The sequence below is a fragment of the Pseudonocardia sp. N23 genome, assembly GCF_002583555.1.
Classification (GTDB): domain Bacteria; phylum Actinomycetota; class Actinomycetes; order Mycobacteriales; family Pseudonocardiaceae; genus Pseudonocardia.
On the sequence record NZ_BEGX01000004.1, the window covers coordinates 1 to 12,150 of the forward strand.

Below are 12,150 nucleotides of genomic sequence, written 5' to 3' on the forward strand. Positions count from 1 at the left end.
GGCGGCGAGCGCGCCCGCCAGGTCCCGGGCGGCGGCCTCGGCAGCCGTGACGGCGGTCCCGGCCCCGTCGTGGGCGGCGCGCGCGGCCGCCAGGTCGCCCAGCAGCGGCGCGGCCTCGTCGGCGAAGGCGAGGTCGGCGAGGATCTCGGGCCGGGCCGCGAGGCCTTCGCGGACCTTCTCCAGGATCTGCGAGACGGCCGCGGGCACCTCGGGGTCGACGATCAGCTCCAGCAGGTAGCGGACGAACTGGTCGGGCCCGCGGAACTGGAACTGGCCCTCGATGCCGCCCTCGGTGGCGTTCATCTGCAGGATCGCGGTGAAGATCGACGGGTCGAGGCCGTGGTCGTCGAGCAGCTGCGCCCAGCGGTCCTGGGAGTCGGTGACCGCGGCGCCGCAGTCCGGGACCGCGCCCCAGCGCTTCACCGCGGACACGAAGTCGCGCAACGGTGTCGGCGCCGCGTCGCCGCCGAAGGGCAGCGCGTCCAGGGTCGCCTCGGAGCCGCTCGGGGACCGGAACACGTACCAGCGGGCGGCGAGCCGGTCGTGGTCGCGGTTGGGGTCGGCTGGCTGCGTCCGGTCGGCCCACTCGTAGACGGCGCCGGTGACGAGCGTGGCGCCGCCGGGCCCCGACCACTCGACGACGACGTGCGCGGTGTCGGACCCCAGCACGTAGTCCTCGAGGTGCTTGCCCGTCGTGGACGTGGCCAGGAAGTCGCGGCGGTGCGGGCGGACGACCGCGCACATCAGCGACAGGACCGTCGACTTCCCGCCGCCGTTGCGCAGCCACAGGATCGAGTGCAGCGGCTGCCCGTCGGCTCCGGTCAGTTCCAGGGTGACGTCGACGAACCGGGCGGCGGCCGGGCCGATGCGGTGCAGCCGGACGCGCCGCATCGTCCACATCACGGGCGGGGCGCTCACGTACCCACCTCCGCCCGGTTCTCCCGGGCCCGGGCCTCCCGCAGCGCGTCGAGGGCCGCACCACCTGCGCTGTCGGCCACCAGCAGCCGGAACCGGTCGGTGAGATGGAACGTGTCGGCGCCCAGCGTCGTGGCCTCGCGGGCGGCGCCCTGCTCGACGAGCCAGCCGAACACCTCCTCGACCGCCTTGAGCGTGCAGCCGCGGGCCCGCCTGCCGGTCTGGGTGGTGATCAGCTGCGGCAGGTCGGCGTAGACCTGCGCGGCGACGCGGGCGCGTTCCTCGGGGCTGCCCTCGACCCCGCCGAGGCCACCGAGGGCGTCCAGCGACGCCCGGATGAACTCGTCGACCCGCACGATCTCGACGAGCCGCGTCTCGGGGTCGTCGAAGTCGGCGTCGGTCGGGTAGGCGTAGGCGGCGATGCCGACGAGGACCAGCCCGAACACGAGGCGGTCGTCGGCGTCCATGGTGGTGCGCAGATCGGCGAGCCGGGTCGCGAACGCGCCGCCCGGCTCGGGGGCGAGCACCAGTCCCGACCGCGGGACGCCCAGCACCTCCAGGCCGAGGCCTTCGGCCATGGTGTCGACGACGTCCTTGAACGCGAGCTCGCTGCGGTAGCGGTCGAGCAGCGCGCGGTACTCCCCACCCTCGACCGGCCGGGCGCGGCGGGCCAGCGCGAAGCCGAGCAGCTCGGCGGCGGCCCGGACCTGCGTGAGGTCGGCGGCGACGCTGCTCATGCGACCGGCTCCCTCTCGCAGGCGGGCACGGCGTCCTCGCCCACGCGGCCCGAACCACGCAACCGCACCAGCAGGTCCGGACCACCGACGTCGGGCCGGTCCAGCAGCCGTCCGTCGCGGCGCGCCTCGATCCCGCCCGCCAGCACGTCGATCTCCCCAGCGACGTCGCCCTCCGCCTCGGCGGCCACGTCGGGTGCGAACGCCCACAGCGCAGACAGCAGCACCAGCTCGGCGACCTCGGCCTCCTCCGTCGAGGCGTCGGCCGCGGCGATCGGAACGCCGTCGAGCAGCGCCGACAGCCGGACCTCGTCGCCACCGGTGACGGCGGCCAGCACCTGCCGCGCCGCGCCCACGACCGGCTCGGGGTAGCGCTGCACGTCCTGCGTGGCGTCCCCGACGTCGGGGACGACCTCGACGTCGGGCTCCGCGGACTCCCGCGCCCGCGGCGGCGCCCACAGCATGTCCACCATGTCGTCGAAACGGACGAGACGCGGCACGGTGACGCCCAGCGCCCGGTCGGCGAACGCCGTCGCCACGTCCAGCGCCGCCGGGCGGGGCAGCGCGAGCACCGGGAGCAGGACCTCGTCGCGCAGCGCGAGCATCCGCAGCCGGCGCCGGCGCGTGAGCCGCTGGCGGACCTGCGCGGTGAGGAACACCTCCCGCGCCCCGACGAGGCGTCGTTCCAGGTCGAGGTGCACGCGCCGGGCCCGGCCGACGAGGTCGACGATGCGGCCCGACACCGCCCGGACCTCCGGCGAGGTCTCGGCGTCGAGGCCGCCCTGGACGTGTTCGAGCAGCCGGTCGTCCTCCCCGATGCGGGCCTCGACGTGGCGGCGCGCCCGCGCCAGCCGCTGCGGCACCTCCTGCTCCCAGTCGTGCGAGCCGACGTCGCGGCGGGTGGCGTCGAGCAGCTCGGCCAGCGTCGCCGACATGCCGACGCTCGTCCGCTCCGCCTGGGCCGCGGTGCGGGCGGCGGCGTCGAACCGGCGGTCGTCGAGCTGACGCTGCAGGACATGGGCGAGCGCCCGGTCGGCGTCCTCGAGGTCGACGTCGAGCCCGTTCAGGAACAGCGTCACCGCCTGGTCGCTGGCGACGACCACGGGCCCGTACTCGGCCTCGCGCAGCGACAGCAGCCGGAAGCTGTAGGCCTCCCACCGGACGGCGGCGCCGGGGGCACCGAGGTCGGCGAAGCGGTAGCTGAACCGCCGCTGGTCGTGCGCGTCGTTGAGCAGGCCGCGCACGACGGTCTGGGCCGCGTCGCGCGCCTGGTCGGGCCGGCCCGGGCACATCCGCGACGCGAGGCCGGTGAGCTCGTCGACCAGGTCGTCCAGCGTCGCCTCGCGGGCGAACCCCATCGACCCGACGACGACGTCGACCGCGGCGAGGGCGAGCAGCCGCAGGTCGTAGTCGGCGTCGTCGATCCCCGCGTGGGCGGCGTTGCGCACCAGCCGCGACACCGGGTCGGTCAACGCCAGGGCACGCCAGCGGTCGCGCGCGGACGCGTCGGCGGCGGGCGAGATCACGCCCCCGTACGCACCCGTCATGTCCCTCGCCAGCTGATGTCGACGTCCTGCCGTCCCGGGAGGGTAGCCACCGGGTCCGACAGCACCGGGCCGTGGCCCCCGTCCCGACCGAATGACCGGACATTGATGGTCATCTGTCCCGACACCCGGGAGGCCCGGGACGCTAAGGTGTTGTCGGGCAGCGGCGCTCCGCGTCCGCGCCGGGACGCGAACCCACGTCGGCGACGGCGAGGAGAACCATGACCAGCGTCTCCAGCGATGCCTGTCCGCAGGTCCGGCTCGGCGAGGACGTCGACCGTTTCGACCCCGACCATCGTGCCTGGGTCGTGCAGGCGGTCGCCCGCATCCGCGCGGAGACCAACCGGTCGTCGGACACGCACCTGCTCACGGTGCCGCTGCCGACGGGCTGGAACGTCGACCTCTACCTCAAGGACGAGTCGACGCACCCGACCGGCTCGCTCAAGCACCGCCTCGCCCGCTCGCTGTTCCTGCACGCGCTGTGCAACGGCTGGGTCCGCCGCGACCGGCCGGTCATCGAGGCGTCCAGCGGCTCGACCGCGGTGTCGGAGGCCTACTTCGCGCGGCTGATCGGGGTCCCGTTCGTCGCTGTCGTCGCCCGCTCGACGAGCCGGCAGAAGATCGAGCTGATCGAGCTGCACGGCGGGCGCTGTCATCTCGTCGAGCGCGCGTCGGAGGTCTACGAGACCGCGACCCGGCTGGCCCGCGAGACCGGCGGGCACTACATGGACCAGTTCACCTACGCCGAGCGGGCCACCGACTGGCGCGGCAACAACAACATCGCCGAGTCGCTCTTCGACCAGATGGCACAGGAACGCCACCCCGAGCCCGCATGGGTGGTGGCGACGGCCGGAACCGGCGGTACGTCGGCGACGATCGCGCGCTACGTCGTCTACACCGGTCGCAGCACCGGGGTGTGCGTCGCCGACCCGGAGAACTCGGCGTTCATGCCGGGCTGGCGCGAGGGCGACGCGGGCGTGACGACGCCGGTCTCCTCCCGCATCGAGGGCATCGGGCGGCAGCGGGTGGAGCCGAGCTTCGTCGGCACCGCGATCGACCGGATGATCCGGGTGCCCGACGCCGCGGCGATCGCCGCCGTGCGCGACCTCGACGCCCGGGCCGGCTGGAAGGCGGGCGCGTCGACCGGCACCGGGCTGTGGGCGGCCTACCGGATCGTCTCGGAGATGGTGGCCGCGGGCCGCGGTGGCAGCGTCGTCACGCTGCTGTGCGACTCGGGCGAGCGCTACACCGAGACCTACTACTCCGACGCGTGGCTGGAGTCGGCCGGCCTCGACATCGCCCCCTACGCCCGCCGCCTCGACGAGTTCCACCGCACCGGGATGCTCCGGTAGGACTGGTCCCATGACGACGTTCGTTCTGGTGCACGGCGCGTGGGGCGGGTCCTACGGGTTCCGCAGGGTCCGGCCGCTGCTGCGCGCGCAGGGCCACGAGGTGTTCACCCCGAGCCTCACCGGGATCGGCGAGCGCTCCCATCTCACGGGACCGCTCGTGTCGCTGACGACGCACGTGCTCGACGTCGTCAACACGGTCCGCTACGAGGACCTCGACGACATCGTGCTGCTCGGCTTCTCCTACGGCGGCATGGTCGTCACCGGCGCACTCGACGCGATCGGCGACCGGGTCCGTGAGCTCGTCTACCTCGACGCGTTCGTCCCCGCCGACGGGCAGAGCGTCGTCGCGCTGGCCGCGGGACGCGATGTGCCACAAGGGCTCGGCGCGCCCTGGCTGATCCCGCCGAGCGAGCGGGAGTACGAGTCGGCGGAGATCGCGGCGTTCTCCCGTCCCCGGCGCACCCCGCAGCCGGCCCGCACGTTCAGCGAGCCCGTCCGGCTCGGCACGCCGCTGGAGCAGGGCCCGTTCGGGCTCACCTACATCCGTGCGACGGCCGAGCCGAACGCGGCGTTCGAGGCGGCCGCCGCGCGGGCCGGGGCCTCACCCGCGTGGCGCCTCCACGAGATCGACACCGGCCACATGGTGCCGGAGAACCGGCCCGACGAGCTGGCGTCGATCCTCCTGGCCCTGGCCTGAGACGGATCAGAGCTTGTCCGCCTCCGGGATCACCTTCTCGCCCAGGATCTCCAGTGGCGTGATCGCGGCGACGCCCGGCACCCAGCCGTGGACGTGGGTGACGCCGAGCTTCGCGAGCCCGGCCATCTGCTCGAGGATCGTGTCGACGTTCTCGCCGTCGGCACCGGGGTCGAGCGGGAACATGACGGTCTTCTCGATCTCGTCGTAGTCCCGGCCGACGGCCTCGCAGTGCCCGCGCAGGACGTCGAGCTTGTGCGCGACCTCGGGGCCCCCGAACAGGTTGCACGCCTGGGCGTACTGCGCGACGAGGCGCAGCGTCTTCTTCTCCCCACCGCCGCCGATGAGGATCGGCGGGTGCGGGCGGCGCAGCGGGTGCGGCGAGTCCAGGGTGCGGCCCAGTGTGTAGTGGGTGCCCTCGAACGGGCCGTCGTCGTCGCTCCACATCTGCAGGCAGATGCGCAGCGTCTCCTCGAGCCGTTCGAAGCGCTCGGCCGTCGGCGGGAAGTGCAGGCCGAGGCCGCGGGACTCCTCGTCGTTCCAGGCGGCGCCGATGCCCAGCCAGGCCCGGCCGCCCGACAGCACGTCGAGGGTGGAGACGATCTTGGCGAGCATGCCGGGCTCGCGGTAGGTCACGGCGGTGACCCAGGCGAGCAGGTCGACGCGCTTCGTGTGGGCGGCGAGGTAGCCGAGCGTCGTGTACGCCTCGAGCATGTCGTTCTCGGCAGGCCCGACGCCCTGGATCTGCCAGACGTGGTCCATGACGCTGAGCTTGGTGACGCCGACGTCCTCGGCGGTCGTGGCGATGCGGGCGAGGTCGGCGGCCAGGTTCTGCGGTCCGCCCGGCCAGGTGAAGTCAGCGATGTGCAGGCCGATCTTCATGCGGTGGTCTTCTCCCGTCGGAAGGTGTGTCCTTCCGACGCTAGCGCCGCCACGGCGCGGCTGCCTGGCCGCGCCGATCCCAGGCTCCGGCGTGACGGGGGCCGACCAGCCAGGTCTGCCCGGTTGGTCCGGAACGTCCTCGCGGAAGGGCAGCGAGCCGGCCGCACCCGCCCACGGCACCGTGACCGATGCCACCGCGACCGCCAGCTCCCCCGCGTTGGCACGGGGCGGTCGGGCACCGCCGGGGGCAGCGGCTGGTTCGCGCCCTTCCCACCGGGACCGCGCCGCAGCGGCCCCGCGGCGACCGCCGAGCCGGCGACGGGCTGCGCGTCGACGGTCAGACCTCGGCGCCGCGGTGAGCAGTTGTCGTCAGGATTCGATCAGGTCAGCCCGATACGAGGGCGGCGAACCGGTCGAGGTCGACGTTGCCGCCGCTCACGATCACCCCGACCCGCTGCCCCGCCAGCTCCTCGCGCCTGGCCAGCGCCCCGGCCAGCGCCAGGCACCCGGTCGGCTCCACGACGAGCTTGAGCCGGGTCGCGAGCAGCCGCATGCCGTCGACGAGCGCCTCGTCGGGCACGGTGAGGATCTCGTCGACACCCTCGCGGATGATCGCGAACGGGTAGCGGCCCAGGTGCTGGGTCTGGGCGCCGTCGGCGATGGTGCGGGGTACGTCGATGTGCACGATCCGCCCCGCGCGCCACGACTGCAGCCCGTCGTCGCCGGCCTCGGGCTCCACGCCGTGGATGCGAACCCCCGGCGAGAGCGCCCGGGCCGCCAGGATCGCGCCCGACAGCAGCCCGCCGCCGCCCAGGCAGACGAACAGCGCGTCGAACGGACCCGCGTCCTCGATGAGCTCCATCGTCGCGGTGCCCTGGCCCGCGAGGACGTCGGGATGGTCGTAGGGCGGGATCAGCGCCAGGCCGCGCTCGGCCGCGAGGCCGGTGGCCAGCTCCTCGCGGTCGACGGCGTAGCGGTCGTAGGTGACGATCTCCGCCCCGTAGCCGCGGGTCGCCGCCATCTTCGACGCGGGCGCATCGAGGGGCATCACGATCGTCGCGGACGTGCCCAGCTCCCGGGCTGCCAGCGCGACCGCCTGGGCGTGGTTGCCCGACGAGTACGCCAGCACCCCCGCCGCCCGCTGCGCCGCGGACAGCCGTGACAGCGCCGTGTAGGCGCCGCGGAACTTGAACGCGCCGCCCCGCTGCAGGTTCTCGCACTTGAGGAACACCGAGGCGCCGACCATGCCGTCGAGGGTCCGCGAGGTCACGACGGGTGTGCGGTGCGCGACCCCCGCGAGGCCGCGGGCCGCGGCGGCGACGTCGTCGAACGTCGGGACCGGCCGGTCGAGGCCCGTCGCGGCGCTCAGGCCTGGCTCCCGGCGGCCGCGTCGAGATCAGCGGCGTGGGTCTCCTCGATCTCGAACAGCACCTCGACGCCGGTGAGGCGCAGGATGCGGCGCATCGGACCCTGCGGGCTGCGCAGGACCACGGTCCCGCCGCGGCGGCTGGTGCGCCGGTGGGCCGACAGCAGCGCCGCGAGCCCGGAGGAGTCGCAGAACGACACCTCGGCGAGGTCGATCACGACGTCGGCGCCCCCGTGACCGGGGCCGGGGCCGGGCAGTGCTCGCAGCTGCTCGTCGACGGCGGGTGCGGTGATGTAGCTCAACTCGCCGCGCACCGTGACGCGTGGTCGCCCGTCCGCCTCGGTACCGACGTCGAGATGCAGTGGCTCCGGATGGCTGCTCAACGTTCGCCCCCTCCGTTCGTGAAGCCCGGTCGCAGCTGCTCACGTCCCTGCCGCAGGCAGCTGAGCGCGAACGGGAAGTCGTGCAGGCCCGCGGCCAGCTCACCCAGCACGGCGTGCAGGCCGCCGGTGGAGATGTCGCGGGCACCCAGCGCCGACCCCAGCCAGTGCAGGTAGTCGGCGAACAGCCCGTCGTCGGACAGGTAGACCGCGGCGCCGAGGAAGTCGACGACCTGTCCGGCGTCCTGGACCGGGTCGGACCCGAGCGGGTTGCCGGGCGGGCCGGCGAACGGGGAGAACCCCTCCAAGGCGTCGACGGCGGCACCGACGAGTGCGCCGCGCCGTTCGGTCAGGCCTGCGTACTCCGCGCTCGCGGCGGTGATCGTCGCCACGGGCGGGGCGGCGCCGCGCCACGGCTGCTGGTCCAGCACCGCCACGGCCTCGACGGGCCCGGGCGCCCAGGCGTCGACGCCGAGGCGACGGGCCCAGCGACCGTCGGCGCCGAAGCCGGGTCCGCCCGCGAGCACCGGGGTGCCGGTCCGCTGGGCGGCGACGATCGTCCGGTGGGCGGCGGGCAGATGGATGGGCAGTGCGCAGCTGAGCGCGACGACGTCGGGCCCGTACTGGTGCAGGTAGGACGCGAGATGCTCGGCGGGGACGCTCGCCCCGAGGAACGTGACGGCCCACCCGTTGGCGCGCAACACTTCCGAGACGATCCGTGCGGGCAGTGCGTGCCACTCGCCGTCGAGGCAGCCGACAACGACCGAGCCGCGTGCACCGCCGGCCGGGATGCGGGCGCCGACAGCAGCGACGACCCGCTCGTTGACACATGTCGCCGCGTGTTCCTGCGCGACGCTCCATTCGCCGGCCTCCCACAGCGCGCCGATCCGCCGGGCGGCGGCGCCGACGAGGCCGACCAGCACGTCGGCGGGGTGCACGCCGTCGCCGAGGAGACCCACGGCGAGCTCGCAGGCCCGCCACTCGTCGGCCCGGCCGAGCGCGTCGAAGAACTCGGGCGCAACGGATTCGAGCCGGGTGGGGAGCGTCGGCGGTGCGGTCACGCGGTGCCCTCCTCGCCGCCCGCCGGGGACTCCGCGGCACGGACCGAGTGCAGGTGGCGCCGGGACGCCCCCTGCGGCGCGGCGTGCAGCGGGGCCTGCACGACCAGGACGGCGACGTCGTCACGGGCACCGGCGGAGTTCCACCGCGACGCGTGCAGGGTGACCCGTTCCGCGATGGCGGCCGCCGGCATGACGTGGCACCCGACGAGCAGGTCCGTGAGCCGGGTCTCGCCGTACTCCTCCCGGCCGTCGATGCCGCCGCGGGCCTCGGTGACCCCGTCGGTGTAGAGCACACAGGACTCCCCCGGCGCGAGGTCGACCGTGCGCGAGCGGAACCGGGCCGACGGGATCGCGCCCACCAGCGTGCCGCCGATCTCCACGGTCTCGACGCCGTCGGTGCGCACCAGGACGGGCGGGGGGTGCCCGCCGCCGGCGAGCCGCAGCCGCAGACCGCCGGACTCCAGCGGGACCGCCGTGCCGATGACGACCGTCGCGAAGCCCGGATCGTCGTCGGCGGCGGTGGACTCGAGCATCGTGTCGTTGAGCAGGTCGAGCAGCCGGACCGGATCGGTCTCCAGGCGGCGCAGTGCCTGCACCGAGTGCCGCAGCCGCCCGGTGCTGACGGCCGCGCCGACACCCTTGCCGCACACGTCGCCGAGCATGAACGTCGCGCCGCGGCCGGCCGGGTCGGGGTGCACGTCGTAGAAGTCGCCACCGATGAGCATGCCCTGCTCGGCGGGCCGGTAGGCGGCACCCAGGGCGACCCCCTCGACGAGGGGCAGGTCGGGCTGCAGCAGGCTGCGCTTGAGGACGGCGGCCGTCCGCGCCTGACCCGCGTACAGCGACGCGGCGGCCAGCGCGATCCCGGCCCGCTGCGCGAACTCCTCGACGAGCTCGACGTCGGGCCCACCGGACGCTGCGGTGGCGCCGTCCCCGGCGCCGGACCGCAGCAGGACGAGCACTCCCGCAGGCTTCCCATTGCCGGGCAACGCCATCAGCGCCGCGCCGGACACACCGGCTCCGGTGCGCCGCCACGGTTCGGCGTCGAGCTCGTCGGCCAGCAGCAGCTGAGGGCCGGTGTCGAGCCCGGCCAGGGCGCGGGCGACGGGCCCGGGCAGGTCACGGGCGCTGGCCCGGCCCACGCTGGACGGGCCGTCGTGCTCGCAGCGGTACCAGTCCACGGTGCCCCCGTGCACCGGCAGCACCACGACGGCGGCATCGGCCAGCTCGTCGGCGGCGAGCTCGGCGACGGCGCGGGCGGTACGGCCCGGGTGCAGGGAGAGCCCGAGGCGGCTGCTGGCGGCGGCGAGGAACCGCGAGCGGGCGCGCTCGGCGAGCAGGCTGTCGAGGCGGGCCCGCTCCTCGGTGACGTCACGCAGGTGCCATGCGGTCCAGCCGCCCGGCTGTGAACGGCGGCGCACCGCGATGGCGCGGCCGTCGAGGGCCAGCTCGGCATCGGCATCGGCATCGGGGGCGTCGGCGACCGCCGTGCGCAGGACCTGCATCGCCGCGACGGACAGCTCACCGACCCGCAGGTCCGGCAGCATCCGGACGGCGGTCGTGTTGGCCGAGCGGACGATGCCGTGGGCGTCGCACGCGACGACGCCCTCGGCGATCCCGTCGAGCAGCCGCTCGGCGAGGCTCGGTCCGGGCGGGGCGGCGGGCCGGGCCGGAGGCGCCGGCACCACCGCGGACCCCTGCACGGGAAGGGCGCCGTCGACCGCGCCACCACCGAGGCCGGTGGCGGCACGGTCCATGTCGGCGTCCTTGCTGCGGCTGATCACCCGCGGATCACAACACTTCCGTCTCGTCGGCGCGGGACCGGTGCGATCCCGCACACCACCCGGCATCGCGCGACAGGCGTCGCTGCCGGGCCGTGACGGTCGAGAATAGTGCGATCCGGCGGATTCCTCAGCGCCCGTCCGCGCCGTGGGGAGCTCGTGCGACGGGCGGTGCCCGGCGTGGGGCAGGCGTGCCGGCCGGCGCGGTCAGCGCCTGCGGCCCTTCCCGCGGTTCCAGCCGGCGACGACGGACAGTCCTTCGACCAGGCTGCTCACGGTCCGGCCGAGCCTGCGACGCATCTTCTTCATGCCATCCTCCAGAAGTTCGGGGAGCTGTCGGGGGCAGAACCCAAGGTCTCAAACAGGTCACGGCGTCCGACGCGCGGGGTGCACGATCGGGTGAACGCCGCTGGTCGTCGGGCCCGGGAGCGGGCCGGTTAGGCTCGGTGCACGATGAGGCGATCGTTGCGTTCCCCGCTGCCGCAGCGGCACGGCCTCGACGCCGTCCGGCTGCGCACACCCGACGAGGGCCCGTGGACGTCGATGCGTGACCACCTCGTCGAACGTCTCCCCCGCGTCGCTCCGGAACGTATCGACGCGATGCTCGCCGGCGCGGAGATCGTCGGCGTCGACGGGCCGCTGACGCCCGGCTCGCCGTTCGTGCCCGCGACGTTCGTGTGGCTGCACCGCGACCTGCCCGACGAGGTGCCCGTCCCGTTCCCGATCGGCGTCGTGCACCGCGACGAGCACCTGCTCGTCGTCGACAAACCGCACTTCCTGTCGACGATCCCGCGCGGGCGCCACGTCGTGGAGACCGCACTGGTCCGGCTGCGGCGCGACCTCGGCCTCCCCGACCTGTCCCCCGCGCACCGGCTCGACCGGGTCACGGCCGGGCTGCTGATGTTCGTGGTGCACCGCCACGAGCGGGGCGCCTACCAGACGCTGTTCCGGGACCGGCGCGTCGCGAAGTCCTACGAGGCGATCGCCCCGCACGACCCGGCGCTGGTCCTCCCGCGCACCGTGTCCAGCCGGATCGTCAAGGAGCGCGGCGTGATCGTCGCGCAGGAGGTCGACGGTCCGCCGAACGCCGAGACCGTCGTCGAGCTGGTCGAGCACCGCGGCGGGCTGGGCCGCTACCGGCTCACCCCGCGCACCGGCCGGACCCATCAGCTGCGGCTGCACATGGCCGGGCTGGGGGTGCCGATCCTCGGCGACCGCTTCTACCCCGAGCTCCACGACACCGCACTCGACGACTGGACGCGCCCGCTTCAGCTGCTCGCCCACACCCTGGAGTTCACCGACCCCCTCACCGGGCAGGAGCGGCAGTTCACCAGTGCCCTGCCCCTGCAGGCCTGGGACGACCACGCGGGCTGGGTGGCAGGCGCCCCGAGACCGGTCGACGGGCCCGCCACCCGTCGGTGAGAGTGGCCCGGTGACGCCT

10 protein-coding genes and 1 pseudogene are annotated in these 12,150 nt (G+C 74.6%); 3 read left to right on the forward strand and 8 right to left on the reverse strand.

What is annotated here, in order from left to right:
- The 3 genes and pseudogenes from TOK_RS01855 to TOK_RS01865 all read right to left on the reverse strand — a co-directional run.
- Positions 1–918: pseudogene (locus tag TOK_RS01855) on the reverse strand (hypothetical protein); the annotation flags it as partial.
- Positions 915–1,652: a hypothetical protein gene (locus tag TOK_RS01860; RefSeq protein ID WP_098956017.1), complete on the reverse strand. Its 738-nt coding sequence runs from the start codon at positions 1,650–1,652 to the stop codon at positions 915–917. The pseudogene TOK_RS01855 and the gene TOK_RS01860, both read right to left, overlap by 4 nt.
- Positions 1,649–3,196, reverse strand: coding sequence for a hypothetical protein (locus TOK_RS01865; RefSeq protein ID WP_098956018.1), 1,548 nt, complete (start codon positions 3,194–3,196; stop codon positions 1,649–1,651). Before TOK_RS01865 ends, TOK_RS01860 begins: the two co-directional genes overlap by 4 nt.
- A 218-nt stretch (positions 3,197–3,414) precedes the next feature.
- Between TOK_RS01865 and TOK_RS01870 the strand changes: the two genes are divergently transcribed.
- Both TOK_RS01870 and TOK_RS01875 read left to right on the forward strand, forming a co-directional pair.
- Positions 3,415–4,545, forward strand: coding sequence for a PLP-dependent cysteine synthase family protein (locus TOK_RS01870; protein ID WP_098956019.1), 1,131 nt, complete (start codon positions 3,415–3,417; stop codon positions 4,543–4,545).
- A 10-nt stretch (positions 4,546–4,555) separates the two neighbouring features.
- Positions 4,556–5,242 (forward strand): alpha/beta fold hydrolase, encoded by a 687-nt coding sequence (locus tag TOK_RS01875; protein ID WP_098956020.1) that lies wholly within the window; start codon positions 4,556–4,558, stop codon positions 5,240–5,242.
- A gap of 6 nt (positions 5,243–5,248) precedes the next feature.
- Here TOK_RS01875 and TOK_RS01880 read toward each other — a convergent pair whose 3' ends face one another.
- From TOK_RS01880 to TOK_RS01900, 5 genes are all read right to left on the reverse strand, one after another.
- Positions 5,249–6,121 carry an LLM class F420-dependent oxidoreductase gene (locus tag TOK_RS01880; RefSeq protein WP_098956021.1) on the reverse strand — a complete coding sequence of 291 codons (873 nt, stop codon included), beginning with the start codon at positions 6,119–6,121 and terminating at the stop codon, positions 5,249–5,251.
- Positions 6,122–6,506: 385 nt separating this feature from the next.
- Positions 6,507–7,490, reverse strand: a complete 984-nt coding sequence (locus TOK_RS01885; protein WP_098956022.1) for a threo-3-hydroxy-L-aspartate ammonia-lyase — start codon at positions 7,488–7,490, stop codon at positions 6,507–6,509.
- Positions 7,487–7,870 carry an STAS domain-containing protein gene (locus TOK_RS01890; RefSeq protein ID WP_098956023.1) on the reverse strand — a complete coding sequence of 128 codons (384 nt, stop codon included), beginning with the start codon at positions 7,868–7,870 and terminating at the stop codon, positions 7,487–7,489. The genes TOK_RS01885 and TOK_RS01890 overlap by 4 nt, the downstream gene beginning before the upstream one ends.
- Positions 7,867–8,928: a B12-binding domain-containing protein gene (locus TOK_RS01895; RefSeq protein ID WP_098956024.1), complete on the reverse strand. Its 1,062-nt coding sequence runs from the start codon at positions 8,926–8,928 to the stop codon at positions 7,867–7,869. The genes TOK_RS01890 and TOK_RS01895 overlap by 4 nt, the downstream gene beginning before the upstream one ends.
- Complete coding sequence (locus TOK_RS01900; protein WP_172457353.1) at positions 8,925–10,712, reverse strand: PP2C family protein-serine/threonine phosphatase; 1,788 nt, start codon at positions 10,710–10,712, stop codon at positions 8,925–8,927. Before TOK_RS01900 ends, TOK_RS01895 begins: the two co-directional genes overlap by 4 nt.
- 450 nt (positions 10,713–11,162) lie before the next feature.
- On the opposite strand from TOK_RS01900, the gene TOK_RS01905 reads away from it, so the two are divergent.
- Positions 11,163–12,131: an RluA family pseudouridine synthase gene (locus TOK_RS01905; RefSeq protein ID WP_098956026.1), complete on the forward strand. Its 969-nt coding sequence runs from the start codon at positions 11,163–11,165 to the stop codon at positions 12,129–12,131.
- Positions 12,132–12,150 lie beyond the last annotated feature (19 nt).

Coding starts and splice junctions, on each gene's coding strand:
- TOK_RS01860 (WP_098956017.1), bottom strand. CDS start 1,652: ATGAGCAGCGTCGCCGCCGACCTCACGCAGGTCCGGGCCGCCGCCGAG.
- TOK_RS01865 (WP_098956018.1), bottom strand. CDS start 3,196: ATGACGGGTGCGTACGGGGGCGTGATCTCGCCCGCCGCCGACGCGTCC.
- TOK_RS01870 (WP_098956019.1), top strand. CDS start 3,415: ATGACCAGCGTCTCCAGCGATGCCTGTCCGCAGGTCCGGCTCGGCGAG.
- TOK_RS01875 (WP_098956020.1), top strand. CDS start 4,556: ATGACGACGTTCGTTCTGGTGCACGGCGCGTGGGGCGGGTCCTACGGG.
- TOK_RS01880 (WP_098956021.1), bottom strand. CDS start 6,121: ATGAAGATCGGCCTGCACATCGCTGACTTCACCTGGCCGGGCGGACCG.
- TOK_RS01905 (WP_098956026.1), top strand. CDS start 11,163: ATGAGGCGATCGTTGCGTTCCCCGCTGCCGCAGCGGCACGGCCTCGAC.